This window comes from Paraburkholderia phytofirmans OLGA172 (genome assembly GCF_001634365.1).
Classification (GTDB): domain Bacteria; phylum Pseudomonadota; class Gammaproteobacteria; order Burkholderiales; family Burkholderiaceae; genus Paraburkholderia.
In genome coordinates, this window is sequence record NZ_CP014578.1 from 3,209,701 (window position 1) to 3,224,913 (window position 15,213).

Below are 15,213 nucleotides of genomic sequence, written 5' to 3' on the forward strand. Positions count from 1 at the left end.
ATTCCGTGACGCCGCAGCTTGCGCTCCGCCCCCCGTCGGCAAACCGTTATCCGGCCGCTCTACTTCCGCGCTCCGCGCAACTCGGAGACGATCTGCTGCAGCACTTCCGGCGTCGCCTCGACCGGATCGATCGGTTCACCCACCGCCAGCGTCAGCCGGCTCATCACGCCCTTCTGGATCGGTCGCGGCCAGCGCGCGTCGTTGGCACGCGAAAACACGCTGCCCCACAGTCCGCGCAGCGCCATCGGTATCACCGGCGCCGGCGCGCGACGGATGATCTCGGTTACGCCGTGGCGGAATGGATTCATTTCGCCGGTCTTTGTCAGCTTGCCTTCCGGGAAGATACAGACCAGATCGCCCTCGGCGAGCGCCTCGGCGCAGCGCTCATAGGCGCGCGCCAGCAGCGCCAGATCCTGATGGGCGGGCGCGATCGGAATCGCCTTCGCATGGCGGAACACCCAGCCGGCGAACGGCGACTCGAAGATCTGATGGTCCATCACGAAGCGGATCGGCCGCGGACTCTCGGCCATGATGACGATCGCATCGACGAAGCTCACGTGGTTGCACACCAGCACGGCCGCGCCCTCTTCCGGAATCCGTTCGGCATGAACCAGACGAATCCGGTAGAACGTATGCACCAGCACCCAGGCGATAAAGCGCAGCAAAAACTCGGGGACGAGCGAATAGATGTACGTCGCGACGACAATGTTCAGCAGCGCCGTGACGAGGAAAATCGCCGGAATGCTGAAGCCCGCCGCTGTCAGCGCCATCGCCATCAACGCCGAGACGATCATGAACAGCGAATTCAGAATATTGTTCGCTGCGATGATGCGCGCACGATGGCTCGGCTGGCTGCGGCTCTGGATCAGCGCATAGAGCGGCACGCTATAGAGGCCGCCGAACATGGCCAGCAGAAACAGATCGGCCAGCACGCGCCAATGGGCGGGCCGCACGAGGAATTCGCCGACGCTCAGGAGATGCCCGGCAGCTGGCAGCGCATGGCTCGCGAAGAATAGATCGATCGCGAACACGCTCATGCCGATCGAGCCGAGCGGCACGAGGCCGATTTCGATGCGCCGCTTCGAGAGCTTTTCGCACAGCAGCGAGCCGATGCCGATGCCGATCGAGAACGTGCCGAGCAGCACGGTTACGACGTCCGGATCGGCGGACAGCACGTTTTTCGCGAAGCTGAAAAAGGAAGACAGAAAGGTCGCGCCCACGAACCACAGCCAGGAAATCCCCAGCAGGCTCAGAAACACCGTCCGGTTTTCGCGCGCGAGCTTCAGATTGCGCCACGTCTCACTGACCGGATTCCAGTTGATGCGCAGATCGGGCTGCGGCGCCGCCGTGACAGGCACGAAGTTCGACACCAGCCGCCCCACCAGCGCAATCCCGACACATGCGCAGGCCAGCACCACGGCGCCATGCTCGACGAAACCCGCACCCACACCGCCGACGATCGTGCCGATCAGGATCGCGACGAAGGTGCCCATCTCGACCATCCCGTTACCGCCGACCAGTTCCGACTTCGACAGATGCTGCGGCAGGTACGAATACTTGACCGGCCCGAACACAGTCGAATGGACGCCCATCAGAAACGTGCACAGATACAGCAGCGGCGCGCTATGCAGCCAGAAACCCGCGCCACCGATCAGCATCACGACGATTTCGAAACTTTTGACGAAACGCGTGAGCATCGCCTTGTCGTACTTGTCCGCGATCTGGCCGGAGGTGGCCGACAGCAGCACGAACGGCAGAATGAAGATCGCCGAAATCAGGAACGCCGCCGTCTTCGGATCGACACCGGAAAAGCGCGCCGCCTGATACGTGACAAGCGACGTGAAGCCGATCTTGAACACGTTGTCGTTCATCGCACCGAGGAACTGGGTCCAGAAAAACGGCGCGAAACGGCGCTCGCCGAGCAGGCGGAACTGCGACTCATGCGCCTCGTGAGGGCGGGCGGCACGGCGGGCAGCAGGCAACGGACGATCGCTCATGAAGTTCGGGAACCGGCTAAAAGAGCAACAAATGGGAAAGGTCCGGGCGCAAAAAAAGCGCACGCTTTCGCGCGCGCCTTGACCGCATCTTCGCACTCACGGCAACGGCGCGAGCGCCGCGGTGAGCCACCGCGCGTTAGCTAGTTAACGCGGCGACGGTTGCTGGTCTTGCGGTTCTTCCGGCCAGTCGCGGATGTAAGCCTTGAGCATGCGGTTTTCGAAGCCCTGCTCTTCGACGACCGCCTTCGCGACGTCGTAGAACGAGATCACGCCCATCAGCCTGCGGCTTTCCAGCACCGGCAAATAGCGCACATGATGCTCGAGCATCATGCGGCGAACCTCGTTGACGTCCGTTTCGGGCGTACAGGTGAGCGGATGGTCGTCCATCAACTTGCGGATCGTGGAGGTACCGAGGCTGCCGCCGTGCTTGCTCAAGGTCAGAATAATTTCGCGAAACGTCAGCATGCCGACGAGGTCGCCATATTCCATCACGACCAGCGAGCCGATATCGTGTTCGGCCATGGTATTGACTGCGTCGTGCAGCGTTGTATCTGGCGTGACCGTGAAAAGGGTGTTGCCTTTGACTTTAAGAATGTCGCTGACTCGCATGATATGTCTCCGTGATACCCGCTAAGCTGATAGTGTCCAATTGACTTTCGATCCTAGCGGAAAGGCCCATAAAAGGAAAGCGGCCCGCCCACCAAGGCGCAACGGGCATTTGCAAGGTCGGCCCGGCGCCATCCTGACCGTGCGCATCGGGAAAACCGCGCTTGAAGCGATCCATGCCGGTGATAGGATGGCCGCCACTTTCACCTTTCGCGAGGCCGTCCGTGGCCTCGCCGCCCAGGATGTCCGCCAACCGTTTCGATACGCTTGCGCTGCACGCCGGCGCAGCGCCCGACCCAAGCACCGGCGCGCGCGCCACGCCGATTTACCAGACTACCTCGTTTTCGTTCCGCGACTCGGACCACGCCGCAGCGCTCTTCAATATGGAACGCGCCGGCCACGTCTATTCGCGCATCTCGAATCCGACCGTGGCCGTGTTCGAGGAGCGCGTTGCCGCGCTTGAAAACGGCGCAGGCGCGATCGGCACGGCCAGCGGCCAGGCAGCACTGCATCTGGCGATCGCCACCTTGATGGGTGCCGGCTCCCATATCGTCGCCTCCAGCGCGCTGTACGGCGGCTCGCACAACCTGCTGCACTACACGCTGCGGCGCTTCGGTATCGAGACGACCTTCGTCAAACCGGGTGATCTTGACGCGTGGCGCGCCGCGCTGCGCCCCAACACACGCCTGCTGTTCGGCGAGACGCTTGGCAACCCCGGGCTCGACGTGCTCGACATCGCCGCGGTGGCACAGCTCGCACATGAGCACCGCGTGCCGCTGCTGGTCGATTCGACCTTCACTACGCCCTATCTGCTCAAGCCATTGGAGCATGGCGCCGACTTCGTCTATCACTCGGCGACCAAATTCCTCGGCGGCCACGGCACCACGATCGGCGGCGTACTCGTGGACGGCGGCACGTTCGACTTCAACGCATCCGGTCGTTTCCCCGAATTTACCGAGCCGTACGAGGGCTTTCACGGCATGATATTCGCCGAGGAAAGCACAGTCGCACCGTTCCTCCTGCGCGCGCGCCGCGAGGGCTTGCGCGACTTCGGCGCGTGCCTGCATCCCCAGGCCGCCTGGCAACTGCTGCAAGGCATCGAGACGCTGCCGCTACGCATGGAACGGCACGTCGCGAATACGCGCAAGGTGGTCGAATTCCTGTGTGCGCACCCTGCCGTCGAAGCCGTCGCCTACCCGGAGCTGCCATCGCATCCGGACCATGCGCTTGCCAAGCGTCTGCTGCCACGCGGCGCCGGCGCGGTGTTCAGCTTCAATCTGCGCGGTGACCGCGCCGCCGGACGCAGCTTTATTGAAGCGCTTTCGCTGTTCTCGCATCTCGCGAACGTCGGCGACGCGCGCTCGCTGGTCATCCATCCCGCATCGACGACGCACTTCCGCATGGACGCCGCCGCGCTCGCCGCAGCCGGCATCGCCGAAGGCACGATCCGCCTGTCGATCGGCCTTGAAGACCCCGACGATCTGATCGACGACCTCAAGCGCGCGCTGAAAGCCGCGCAGAAAGCGGGTGGGACGACCGCGCCTGAGAGTGGATCATCCGGTCCGTCCAGCATGGCAAAAAACATCCATTCCAGCTCGTCCGCTGCTTCGGCGCAAAGCAGCCTCGCCAGTTCATCCGCCGCTTCGGCCCAAAGCAGCCCCTCCGGTTCATCCGCCGCTTCGGCCCAAAGCAGCCCCTCCGGTTCATCCGCCGCTTCGGCGCAAAGCAGCTCCTCCAGTTCATCCGCCGCTTCGGCCCAAAGCAGCCCCTCCAGTTCATCCGCAGCTTCGGCCCAAGACATCCTCTCCAGTTCATCCGCCGCGCCAACTCAAGGCAACCCATCCGACCCGCCCGCCGATGCGGCCAAACCCCGCCCGGAGTCCGCATGATCGTCACCGTTCAAGGCAAGCCCGCCTACGCCTACACCGGCGGCAAACCATTCGACGCCAGCCTGCCGACCGCCGTGTTCATCCACGGCGCCGAGCATGACCATAGCGTGTGGGCATTGCAAACGCGTTACTTCGCGCATCACGGCTTTGGCGTCCTGGCGGTCGACCTGCCCGGACACTGCCGCAGCGCCGGCCCGGCGCTCACCACCGTGACAGCAATGGCCGACTGGCTGGCAGCCCTGCTTGACGCCGCCGGCGTACAGCGCGCATTCGTGGCCGGCCACAGCATGGGCTCGCTGATCGCACTCGACTTCGCCGGTCGCTATCCGCAGCGCGTGACGCACCTGGCGCTGCTCGCCACCGCCGTGCCGATGGCCGTCTCCGACACCTTGCTCGACGCCGCCCTGCATCGCGAGCCCGATGCAATCGGTATGGTCAATCAATGGTCGCATTCGACGCTCGCCGCCAAGCCGTCGTGCCCCGGCCCAGGCTTCTGGCTGCACGGCATGAACCAGCGGCTGATGGAGCGTGTCTCGGCGAGCGGCGAGCCTGACCTGTTCCACACCGACTTCACCGCCTGCAATGGCTATGCGGACGGCCTCGCACGCGCCGCTGAGGTGCGTTGCCCAACGCGATTGATCGTGGGCCGGCGCGATGCGATGACGCCGCCGCGCGCGGCCAAAGCGCTCGCCGACGCGCTCTCTCAAGCCGGCGTACCGGTCGGCACGGTCATGCTCGAAGCCGGCCATGCCTTGATGACCGAGCAGCCCGATGCCACGCTCGACGCGCTGTTCAGCTTCGCCTCGAAGGCCGCCAGCGCCGTTCAATAGTTGCTGCGAGTCGTCACGATAGCCGCACAGGCAGACGCGCGCCATCGGCCGAATGGCCAGGTTGCGCGCCTGCCCCGATAGCCGCACAATGGGTCAAGCCTGTCCTGTTTCGAGCGCGTTCCGAGCAATGTCAGCGCACGGCGAAGCAACCTGGGAGCGACGGGCACGGAATCGAGTAGCGTCGACATTCGGAGGCCGTGATGGCTCAAACCGCGCACACCGATCACTTCGCGAGTTTCGCGGAGTTCTATCCGTACTACCTGAGCGAGCATCGCAACACGGTATCGCGGCGGCTGCATTTCGTAGGGTCGCTCGGCGTGATAGGTTGCCTCGCCATGGCGCTCGCCACCGGCGACTGGCTATGGCTGCCGGCTGCCGTCATCTGCGGATATGGCTTTGCCTGGGTCGGGCATTTCTTCTTCGAGAAAAACCGGCCGGCTACCTTCCGGCATCCGCTTTATAGCCTGATGGGCGACTGGGCGATGTTCAAGGACATTTGCGTGGGGAAGATTTCGCTGTAGGTTTGCTGCCGCCTCAGGCGGCCTGCTCATGCAGCCTGATGCGGCATTGAAGACGTGCCCTGTTCGCTCTCCAGGGCGCGCGCTGCCCGCGCGGCGGCGCGCGCCGCCAGCAGCGTAGCAAGCGTCACTTTCAGCTTGTCGTTTTCCAGCGCCGCCAGAAGCGTCTGGCCATCCACACGCGTAGAGTTCAGTTCAAGCTGATATTCGAGTTCCGCGCGGTCGATCACGAACAGACTGAACAAACGTTCGACCGTGATCTGCGCCGGATTGGCCAGCAGCAGGAAGTGCGCACGCGTGTCGTCGTCCTGCAAGCGCGCGATCCACTCGATCTCTTCAAGCTTTTGCAGCAGCTTGATCGTGGTATCCATCTCGCGGCGAAGCATTCGCGAGAGTTCTGGCACCGTGTAGCCGCGCTTGCCCGCATCGCGCGCTTCGGAGAGCCGCGCGAGGAGTTCGAGCGAATCGAACAGATCGCTGCCCTCGAAAGTCGGCCGGTGAAACTGGCCGATACGGATCGCCGGCAACGCCGACGCGATCATCGCGCCGGCCAGCGCGATGAACCAGCATAGGTACATCCACACCAGGAATAGCGGCACAGCGGCAAATGCACCGTACACCGTCGTGTAGGTGGGAATCCGGCGCACGTAATAGCCAAAGCCCCGCTTGGCGAGTTCGAAGGCGATCGCAGCAGTAATTCCGCCAATCACCGCATCACGCCACTCCACCCGGCAGTTCGGCAGAAACACGTAAAGCATTGTGAAGGCGAGCGCCGTCAATGGCAGCGCGGCGCCGGTCAGCGCCCAGTCGATCACCGAAGGAATATGCTGGACGGCCGTAAACGCCATGGACCGCGTGAACAGATAGGAAGAAGTCGACAGGCTCACGCCGATCAGAATCGGGCCAAGCGTGATGATCGCCCAGTAGACCAGGATGCGCTGCGCGATCGGCCGCGCCTTGCGCACCCGCCAGATCACGTTGAAAGCGGATTCCACGGTCATCATCGTCATCACGGCGGTGACAAACAGAAAAATCATGCCGATGGTCGTGAGGCTCTTGGCCTTCGACGCGAACTGATTCAGATAATCGAAAATCTGACTGTTGAGCTGCGCGGGCATCAGATGGTCGGCCAAGAAAATCTGCAGCGACATCTGAAACGAGCTGAATAGCGGAAAGGCGGTGAACAGCGCAAACGCGACCGTGGCGAGCGGCACGAGCGCGAGCATGGTCGTGAACGTGAGGCTGCCGGCCACCTGTGGAATGCGGTCTTCGCTACTGCGCTTCGCCGCAAACTGCGCGAGCCGTTTGAGCGTGTCGAGATCGAAACGCACCCTGGACAACAAACCCACCTCCGTACCTCCTGCTTCATAAAACGGTGGTTCAGGACCTTGCGCGAGGCCTGGCCGAATGGCTATGAATGGCTATGGATGGCCTGTGCAGCGGACCCACCCCCTATAATACCCGTTCACCGATGAGGCCTATGAAAGACATTCTCGTGCTCTATTACAGCCGTCACGGCGCCACGCGCGAGCTTGCGCTGGCGATCGCGCACGGCGTCGACAGCGTCCCCGGCATGCAGGCGCGCGTGCGCACCGTGCCGGCGGTGTCCGCCGTCTGCGAAGCGACCCAGCCGGATATTCCCGCTGAAGGACCGCCCTACGTCGAACTGCGCGACCTCGAAGAATGCGCCGGTCTCGCACTCGGTTCGCCGACCCGCTTCGGCAACATGGCCGCGTCGCTGAAATATTTTCTCGACGGCACCACGCCGCAATGGCTTTCGGGCGCGCTGTCCGGCAAACCAGCCTGCGTGTTTACGTCCACCGGCAGCTTGCACGGCGGCCAGGAGTCGACGCTGCTGTCCATGATGCTGCCGCTTTTGCATCACGGCATGCTGATCGTCGGCATTCCGTACACCGAGAGCGCGCTCTCCACCACGCAAACCGGCGGCACGCCCTACGGCGCGTCGCATTTCGCTCGCGCGGGCACGGCCGAACAGGGCATCTCTGCCGACGAGAAAACGCTTGCGATCGCCCTCGGCGCACGCGTTGCCCGCACGGCGGCGTCCATGAGCGAACGGCCGTGAGCGAGCCGAATGCACGCGCGCAGTCGAGCGAACCCGGTGCGCAAATGGCAGGGAGCGAGGCAGACGCACAACGCGGATATAGCAATCCAAACGCCGACCCACGCGTCGGCAGCCGCACTCATCAGCAAGTCGGCACGTCATCCGCAGACACCGGCACAACCGCGTCCATGCCCGCGCTTGCCATGCAGGTTCAGCCCAAACCTTCTGCTGCATTCGGCGCCGCCGCCGCCCTGCTCGCGCTAATCGTCTTATCCGTCGCGTGGGAATGGTGGCTCGCGCCGCTGCGTCCGGGCGGCTCGGCGCTGGTGCTCAAAGCCGTGCCGCTACTGCTCGCCCTGCCCGGCGTGTGGGGGCACCGGCTTTATACGCTGCAATGGGCGTCGATGCTGATCCTCCTGTATTTTGCCGAGGGCATCGTCCGCGGCTGGAGCGACCGCGGCCTGAGCGCCCGCCTCGGCTGGCTCGAGGTCATCCTCGCCGTAGTCTTCTTCGTCTGCACGCTCGTGTATGTCGCACCGTTCAAGCGCGCGGCAAAACGGGCAGCGAAGCAGGCAGCAAAGGAGAACGCACAGCAGAACGCCGGATATGCCGAGGGAGGCACACGCTGAGAACAGCGCTTCTCGCGTCGTTTCTCGCGTCGCTTCCCGCACCACTTCCCGCGTAACCTATCCGCCAAACATCCTGACCGACCAACATGACCCAAGCCGCTTTCCTCGCCGCTTGCCGCGGCGCCATCGGCGCCGCCCAAGTGCTCACCGATCCGCACGATACCGCTCCCTACCTCACCGACTGGCGCCGCCGCTATACTGGCTCGGCCTGCGCGGTGCTCTGCCCGGCCACGCCTGACGAAGTCGCGGCACTCGTCAAACTCGCCGTCGAGCATCGCATCGCACTGGTGCCGCAAGGGGGCAACACCGGTCTGGCCGGCGGCGCCACGCCGGATGCAAGCGGCGCGCAGGCGGTTATCAGCCTGCGGCGTCTGAACCGCGTACGCGACATCGATCCGCACAACAACACGATCACCGTCGAAGCCGGCGTGATCCTCGCCGAAGTGCAAAAGCAGGCCGAAGAAGCCGGCCGCCTGCTCCCCCTGAGCCTCGCCGCCGAAGGCAGCTGCACGATCGGCGGCAATCTCGCCACCAATGCGGGCGGCACCGGCGTACTGCGCTACGGCAACACGCGCGAGCTGTGCCTGGGCCTCGAAGTGGTCACCCCGCAAGGCGAACTGTGGGACGGCCTGCGCGGATTGCGCAAGGACAACACCGGCTACGATCTGCGCGACCTGTTCATCGGCGCGGAAGGCACGCTCGGCATCATCACCGCTGCTGTGCTCAAGCTGCATCCGCAACCGGCCGCGCGCGTCACGGCGCTCGCCGCGCTCGCGTCGCCGCATGCGGCGCTCGATTTTCTGTCGCTCACGCAACGCTTCGCCGGGCCGCTTCTGACCGGCTTCGAACTGATGTCGGATTTCTGCGTGCGGCTCGTGGGCCGGCATTTCGAACAGATGCGCTATCCGTTCGCCGAACCGCATGCGCAAGTCGTGCTACTGGAACTGTCAGACAGCGAGAGCGAGGAGCACGCGCGCGGACTGTTCGAGCGTCTGATGGAAACCGCGCTCGAAGAAGGCCTGGTCGAAGACGCGGTGGTCGCGGCAAACCTCACACAGTCGCGGGCATTCTGGAATCTGCGCGAACACATCCCGCTCGCCCAGGCTGAGGAAGGCCTGAACATCAAGCACGATATCGCGGTGCCGATTTCGCGCATTGGCCATTTCATCGAGGAAACCGACGCGGCGATCGCGCAAGCCGTGCCGGGCGCGCGCATGGTCACGTTCGGCCATCTCGGCGACGGCAACCTGCACTACAACGTGCAGGCGCCCGAAGGCGTCGACGCGAAGGCGTTCCTCAAGAACTGGGAAAGCCCGATCAATCAGATCGTCTACGACAGCGTGCATCGGCATCGCGGCAGCATTAGCGCGGAACACGGCCTCGGCCAGTTGAAGATCGACGAGGCGATGCATTACAAGCAGGACGTCGAGGTGCAGTTGATGCGCGCCGTCAAACGCGCGCTCGACCCACTGAACCTGATGAATCCGGGCAAGGTGCTACGCTAGGGTTTGAAGCCTTCGCCGTTTGGTGCGGAGCCCATTGCAGGAGTCGTTGTCGTGAAGATTCGAGTGCTGTCCGATTTGCATCTGGAGAACGACGAGCCCGAGCTGATCCCGCATGCGCAGGCGGATCTGATCGTGCTGGCCGGCGACATCCACAATCACGCGGCCGGCCCGCGCTGGGCCGCGCAAACCTTCGACGGCGCCGTGCCGGTGGTCTACGTGCCCGGCAATCACGAGTACTACGACGGCGAATTCGGCGCGCTCGAAACCGCCCTCTACGACGCAGCCGCGCAAGTCGACAACGTGCATGTGTTGAACAACGCCGCGCTGGTCGACCCGCAAGGCCGCTGGCGCGTGCTCGGCACCACCTTGTGGACCGACTTCGCGTTATACGGCGCGGATCCCGACACGCTTGCCGAGTCCATTGGCGCGGCGCGCCGGGTGATGCTCGACTTCCGCGGCCTGATCCAGATGAACTGGCCGCACGACACCCAGGACTCGCCGCGCGACTTCACCCCTGACGATTCCATCGCGTTGCACCGCCGGGCCCGCGCCTGGCTCGAAAGCGAACTCGCGAGGCCGTTCGACGGCAAGACGATCGTCGTCACGCATCATGCGCCGCATCGGCTGAGTCTGGCCAAGCGCTATGCGGAAGACCTCGTGTCGGCCGGTTTCGTCAATCATTTGCCGGAACTGGTGCGCTCGCCCGTTGCACTGTGGATTCACGGGCATACGCATACGCCGTTCGATTACACCGTGAACGGCACGCGCGTGATCTGCAATCCACGCGGCTATCTCGACCGGCGCACCCGTCGGCTGGAGAATCCGCAGTTCGCGTGGGATAAGGTCGTCGAGATATAGCGTCGGCTTGGGGCCGATCTGGGTAGCGCGGCCGGGCGCCACGCACTACGCTGTGGTTGTCGTTGGGTTCGGGGCGTGCCGACGCATTGGCATTGGCATTGGCATTGGCATTGGCATTGGCATTGGCGTTGGCGTTGGCGTTGGCGTTGGCGTTGGCGTTGGCGTTGGCGTTGGCACATCGGCGCCGCACCCAATCACCCGGATAGCTCAATCGGTGAAACCCGACAGCCCGGTGATCTCCGGAGGTCGCTCATGTGTGGTCGAATCAGCCAGTACCGCGATCCGCATCTGTACGCACAGCAGCTCGGCCTCACCGACCCGCTTATGCTGTTCGACGCCGCCGACCGCCGCCCCGGCTACAACCTCGCGCCGGGGACCCACCCGCTGGCCATTTACCCGGACCAAACGCTGCACGCGATCCACTGGGGTTATTGCCCGGATTGGGCACGCGAGCAGCATCTGCCGCAAACGATCAACGCGCGCGCCGAAACCGCGCCGCATACGCGCTACTTCAAAGACCTGTGGAAAACTGGACGGGTATTGGTGCCGGCGGACGGCTGGTTCGAATGGCGCATGGAAGCGGCGCCCGGAACATCAAACGGGGACAACATGGGAGAAGCCGGCGCAACGGTCCGCCAGCCCTACTACGTGCATCTGAAAAGCGACGTACCGATGTACCTTGCGGCCTTATCGAGCGTACGTGGCACCGAACCGCAAACTGAAGGCATGGGATTGGTGATCGTGACGGCCACCGCAGATGCGGGCCTGATCGACGTGCACGGTCGACGCCCGCTGGTGTTCGCGCCGGAGGCGGCGCGCCGCTGGCTGGACCCGGCGCTGCAGTTCGGCGAGCTCGAGCAGCTAGCACGCAGCACCTGCCTACCCGCCGCGCGCTTTCGCTGGCACCGGGTGGGCCCGGAGGTAGACCGCACGCTCAAAGACGAACCAGGTCTGATCGAAGCGCTGCACTGAGCGCGCGGCGCGCCAATCGCAGCTGACCGGCAGCCGCACCGTAACGGCGCGGTATCGCGGAAAACATATTTAAAAAATGCAACATCCAGCTCGATCGCCGCGCGCCCGGCAACCCGGCGTGCTGGCGCATTTCAGAGCCTCAGCAATCGCGCCGTTGTGCCTGCGAATCAGGACGCTCGACCTTGATCGGCACCAGTTGCGGCTGCTGGTCGCGCAGGCGGCGCAGCAGATCGCGCGATGCGGCGATTCCGATCAGTCCCAGCATGACGGCCACGCCGATCATCAGATGCGTATCCATGAATTCCTCGTCCTTCAATTGTTGCGGTTGTTGCGGTTTGCCGAACGGCGGCTAATTGAACGCGTCCGGCTGAATGCGGCAGCGCATGGACCACACGTTAGCAAATCGACCGCGGCGTAGAAGTAAGGAAATGTTGCGGCGCGGCACTTGTGTAACAGGCTGTCCCGCCACCTCGGCCTGGAATCGTCGACCATGGTAAACCGCCCGCGCGGCGCGGCTTCAGCTGCGCGCGAACTGGCGCAACTCCTCTTGATCGACGGCCAGCGTGGCGGGCAGTTCGTCGCGCAGGAATTCGACCCAGGTGCGAATTTTCGCGTCCAGATACTGCCGGGACGGATACAACGCGTACAGATTCATTTCCTGCGATGTGTATGCCGGCAACAGCCACACGAGGTCGCCGCTACGCAGACCACTAATCGCCGAATAGATCGGCATCAGTCCGACCCCCATGCCGTTGGACACCGCCACCCCCATGGCTTCGGCGACGTTCACCTGGAAGGTGGCCGGGCCAAGGGCGACGGTTTCCTCGCCGTTCGGGCCGTCGAAGGTCCATTTGTCGGGCGGGAACACCGGTGTGACCAATTGCAGGCAAGTGTGGTGCGCGAGGTCCGCGGGCGTTTGCGGCACACCGTGCCGCTCCAGATAAGCCGGCGACGCGCACGCGATGCTGAACGCGCTGCCCAGCCGCTGCGACACCAGCCCCGAATCCGGCAGGCCGGTCGCCAGCGTCAGCGATACGTCGAAACCCTCGTCGAGCAGATCGGGCATGCGCTGCGCGAGCGTCAGTTCGATATGCACGTCCGGATAGCGCTCCTGATAGCGGCCCGCCGCCGGCACCACATAGTGCTGGCCGAAGCTCGTCATCGCGTGGACCTTGAGCTTGCCGGATGGACGCGCGTGGGCGTCGCTGGCCTCCGCTTCCGCCTGATCCACGTACGCAAGGATCTGCTCGCAGCGCTGCAGATAGCGCTCACCCGCCTCAGTCAACGCGATACGGCGCGTGGTGCGGTTCAAAAGACGCGTGCGCAGGTGCGCTTCCAGGTCGGAAACTGCGCGCGACGCGTACGCCGTGGTCGTGTTCAGATGCTGCGCGGCACCCGTGAAGCTGCCCGCTTCGACGACGCGGACAAATACGCGCATGTTTTGAAGCGTATCCATACTTTTCCCTGTCGATCCGGAGTTAGTGCTTCAGCTGTCGGCCAGGGTTCGCGTGTCGGCTGGAGTTCGCGCTTTAGCGCTTACTCCAGCCCCATAGGGCGTTACTCTGGTCCCATGCAAAACACTTACTCCGGTCCCATACAACATAGTTGCGATAAAGTTGCTCGAAATCGGTAGCGATTGTTACACGATTCGCAAAGGCGATTGTCTCATATTGCGTAAAAATCCCTTGCATTTTTACCAGTTATTCCCCAATCAATCAAAAAATATAATGACGCACATGCTTCTATAGCCATTTTTGGAGGAAATCGTGCAGTCTCCGGTACAGAAAGGGATCGCCGCAGCCGCGGTTCTCACGATCCTATTAACAATCGCAGGTTGTGCCAGTACCGGAGGCATCGCGCCGCAGGACCGCGGAATCGAGCCCTCCTCGCTCGATGCAGGCAACGCCATCCGGGCCGCCAACGCGGACGCCAAATGGCCGGCCACCGACTGGTGGCGCGCGTATAACGATCCGCAGCTCAATGAGTGGGTCGAAGCCGCGCAGGCGGGCAATCCGAGTCTCGCTGCCGCCCAGGCGCGCGTACGCGAAGCCATGTCGATGGCGGGCGTCGCCCGTTCGGCGCTCTCGCCGCAAGTGAACGGCAGCCTGTCGATCCAGCGTCAGAAATGGGCCGACAACGTCTTTTACGGCCCAGGCCCGCTCGCGGGCGAGCAGTCGTGGAACAACACCGGCACGCTGGATCTGTCGTACAACCTCGACCTCTGGGGCAAGGACAAGAACGCCGCCGAACGCGCGCTCGACGCCGCCCATGCGAGCGCGGCGGACTTCCGCGCGGCCCAGCTCGAACTGGAAGGCAACGTGGTGCGCACGTACATCGAGCTGTCGATGAACTACGCGCTGCTCGATATCGCCAAATCCACGCTGCAGCAGCAGCAGCAGATCGTCGACCTGGCGAACCGGCGTCTGAAAGGCGGCATCGGCACGCAGCTCGATGTGAGCCAGGCCGAAACGCCGGTACCGGAATACGAGCGCCAGATCGATGCGATCGAGGAAAAGATCGCCCTCGGCCGCAATCAGATGGCCGCGCTGGCCGGCAAGGGTCCGGGCGCGGGCGACGCGATCCAGCGCCCGACGCTCTCGCTCGACAACGCACCCGCCGCTCTGCCAGGCGCGCTGCCCGCGGATCTGATCGGCCATCGGCCGGACGTGGTCGCGGCGCGCTGGACGGTCGCGGCGCAAGCGCGCGGCATCGACGTCGCCAAGGCTGACTTCTATCCGGACATCAACCTGCTGGCGTCGATCGGCGGATATGCCGCAATGGGGCCGCTGTTCCAGTTCCTGAAGAACCCGTCGCATAGCTGGAGCGCGGGTCCGGCGCTGTCGCTGCCGATCCTGGACGGCGGACGTCTGCGCTCGCAGCTCGGCGCGGCGTCGGCAGGCTACGACGAGGCGGTCGATCGCTATAACCAGTCGATCGTCGGCGCGCTGAAGGACATCTCCGATCAGGTGATCCGGATCCGTTCACTCGCAACCCAGGCGCAAGACGCCGACCGTTCGGTCGCAGCAGCTCGCAAGAACTACGATCTGGCGCGCGAAGGGTATCGGCGCGGTTTGACCGACTATCTGAATGTCCTGATCGCGCAAAACCAGTTGTTGCACGCACAGGAAGGCGTCGCGAAGATTCAGGCCGAGCGCCTCGGCGCGCATGCATCGCTGGTCACGGCTTTGGGCGGTGGACTCGACGAGCCGGCCAATGGTCCGAAGGCGAACGAGACGTTGCCGGCGCATGGGAAGGGCAACGCCTCGGCAGCCAGTTCGACCGCCGCGGCGAGCCCGAGCCACCCTTCCGTCAACGCCAGCGCCAGCGCGGCTGAATAAGGAAGCCGA

The 15,213-nt window shown here is 64.1% G+C and carries 13 protein-coding genes and 1 pseudogene; 9 read left to right on the forward strand and 5 right to left on the reverse strand.

The features are described 5' to 3' along the window. Positions 1 to 59 precede the first annotated feature (59 nt). Both AYM40_RS14030 and AYM40_RS14035 read right to left on the reverse strand, forming a co-directional pair. Positions 60 to 1,997 carry an MFS transporter gene (locus AYM40_RS14030; RefSeq protein WP_063496744.1) on the reverse strand — a complete coding sequence of 646 codons (1,938 nt, stop codon included), beginning with the start codon at positions 1,995 to 1,997 and terminating at the stop codon, positions 60 to 62. Between the two features lie 144 nt (positions 1,998 to 2,141). Next, positions 2,142 to 2,606, reverse strand: a complete 465-nt coding sequence (locus AYM40_RS14035) for a CBS domain-containing protein (protein ID WP_063496745.1) — start codon at positions 2,604 to 2,606, stop codon at positions 2,142 to 2,144. 239 nt (positions 2,607 to 2,845) lie between these two features. Here AYM40_RS14035 and AYM40_RS14040 point away from each other — a divergent pair. The 3 genes and pseudogenes from AYM40_RS14040 to AYM40_RS14050 form a co-directional block, all read left to right on the forward strand. Further along, positions 2,846 to 4,171, forward strand: a pseudogene (locus tag AYM40_RS14040) (O-acetylhomoserine aminocarboxypropyltransferase); the annotation flags it as partial. 317 nt (positions 4,172 to 4,488) lie between these two features. After that, entirely contained in the window at positions 4,489 to 5,322 is an 834-nt protein-coding gene (locus AYM40_RS14045) for an alpha/beta fold hydrolase (protein WP_063496746.1), read from the forward strand. Between the two features lie 200 nt (positions 5,323 to 5,522). Then, positions 5,523 to 5,843: an Mpo1-like protein gene (locus AYM40_RS14050; protein ID WP_063496747.1), complete on the forward strand. Its 321-nt coding sequence runs from the start codon at positions 5,523 to 5,525 to the stop codon at positions 5,841 to 5,843. Positions 5,844 to 5,869: 26 nt separating this feature from the next. Here AYM40_RS14050 and AYM40_RS14055 read toward each other — a convergent pair whose 3' ends face one another. Then, complete coding sequence (locus tag AYM40_RS14055; protein WP_181448424.1) at positions 5,870 to 7,183, reverse strand: YihY family inner membrane protein; 1,314 nt, start codon at positions 7,181 to 7,183, stop codon at positions 5,870 to 5,872. Between the two features lie 137 nt (positions 7,184 to 7,320). On the opposite strand from AYM40_RS14055, the gene wrbA reads away from it, so the two are divergent. From wrbA to AYM40_RS14080, 5 genes are all read left to right on the forward strand, one after another. Further along, positions 7,321 to 7,923 carry an NAD(P)H:quinone oxidoreductase gene (gene wrbA / locus AYM40_RS14060; protein WP_063496748.1) on the forward strand — a complete coding sequence of 201 codons (603 nt, stop codon included), beginning with the start codon at positions 7,321 to 7,323 and terminating at the stop codon, positions 7,921 to 7,923. Between the two features lie 182 nt (positions 7,924 to 8,105). After that, complete coding sequence (locus AYM40_RS14065; protein WP_420488478.1) at positions 8,106 to 8,531, forward strand: DUF2069 domain-containing protein; 426 nt, start codon at positions 8,106 to 8,108, stop codon at positions 8,529 to 8,531. Positions 8,532 to 8,617: 86 nt separating this feature from the next. Continuing rightward, on the forward strand, positions 8,618 to 10,036 hold the full coding sequence (locus AYM40_RS14070) for an FAD-binding oxidoreductase (RefSeq protein WP_063496749.1): 1,419 nt from the start codon (positions 8,618 to 8,620) through the stop codon (positions 10,034 to 10,036). Positions 10,037 to 10,087: 51 nt separating this feature from the next. Then, complete coding sequence (locus AYM40_RS14075; RefSeq protein ID WP_063496750.1) at positions 10,088 to 10,894, forward strand: metallophosphoesterase; 807 nt, start codon at positions 10,088 to 10,090, stop codon at positions 10,892 to 10,894. Between the two features lie 252 nt (positions 10,895 to 11,146). Then, positions 11,147 to 11,866 carry an SOS response-associated peptidase gene (locus tag AYM40_RS14080; protein ID WP_063496751.1) on the forward strand — a complete coding sequence of 240 codons (720 nt, stop codon included), beginning with the start codon at positions 11,147 to 11,149 and terminating at the stop codon, positions 11,864 to 11,866. A 139-nt stretch (positions 11,867 to 12,005) separates the two neighbouring features. Here the strand turns inward: AYM40_RS14080 and AYM40_RS41910 are convergent, their stop codons facing one another. Both AYM40_RS41910 and AYM40_RS14085 read right to left on the reverse strand, forming a co-directional pair. After that, on the reverse strand, positions 12,006 to 12,164 hold the full coding sequence (locus AYM40_RS41910; protein WP_181448376.1) for a hypothetical protein: 159 nt from the start codon (positions 12,162 to 12,164) through the stop codon (positions 12,006 to 12,008). A gap of 219 nt (positions 12,165 to 12,383) precedes the next feature. Further along, positions 12,384 to 13,322 (reverse strand): LysR family transcriptional regulator, encoded by a 939-nt coding sequence (locus AYM40_RS14085; protein WP_063496752.1) that lies wholly within the window; start codon positions 13,320 to 13,322, stop codon positions 12,384 to 12,386. 310 nt (positions 13,323 to 13,632) lie between these two features. On the opposite strand from AYM40_RS14085, the gene AYM40_RS14090 reads away from it, so the two are divergent. Next, positions 13,633 to 15,204, forward strand: a complete 1,572-nt coding sequence (locus AYM40_RS14090) for an efflux transporter outer membrane subunit (protein WP_063496753.1) — start codon at positions 13,633 to 13,635, stop codon at positions 15,202 to 15,204. Positions 15,205 to 15,213 lie beyond the last annotated feature (9 nt).

Bases quoted from the DNA above. Each gene is read 5' to 3' on its own strand.
- AYM40_RS41910 (WP_181448376.1), bottom strand. From the start codon at position 12,164: ATGGATACGCATCTGATGATCGGCGTGGCCGTCATGCTGGGACTGATC.
- AYM40_RS14065 (WP_420488478.1), top strand. From the start codon at position 8,106: ATGCAGGTTCAGCCCAAACCTTCTGCTGCATTCGGCGCCGCCGCCGCC.
- AYM40_RS14045 (WP_063496746.1), top strand. From the start codon at position 4,489: ATGATCGTCACCGTTCAAGGCAAGCCCGCCTACGCCTACACCGGCGGC.
- AYM40_RS14070 (WP_063496749.1), top strand. From the start codon at position 8,618: ATGACCCAAGCCGCTTTCCTCGCCGCTTGCCGCGGCGCCATCGGCGCC.
- wrbA (WP_063496748.1), top strand. From the start codon at position 7,321: ATGAAAGACATTCTCGTGCTCTATTACAGCCGTCACGGCGCCACGCGC.
- AYM40_RS14030 (WP_063496744.1), bottom strand. From the start codon at position 1,997: ATGAGCGATCGTCCGTTGCCTGCTGCCCGCCGTGCCGCCCGCCCTCAC.
- AYM40_RS14050 (WP_063496747.1), top strand. From the start codon at position 5,523: ATGGCTCAAACCGCGCACACCGATCACTTCGCGAGTTTCGCGGAGTTC.
- AYM40_RS14080 (WP_063496751.1), top strand. From the start codon at position 11,147: ATGTGTGGTCGAATCAGCCAGTACCGCGATCCGCATCTGTACGCACAG.
- AYM40_RS14085 (WP_063496752.1), bottom strand. From the start codon at position 13,322: ATGGATACGCTTCAAAACATGCGCGTATTTGTCCGCGTCGTCGAAGCG.
- AYM40_RS14035 (WP_063496745.1), bottom strand. From the start codon at position 2,606: ATGCGAGTCAGCGACATTCTTAAAGTCAAAGGCAACACCCTTTTCACG.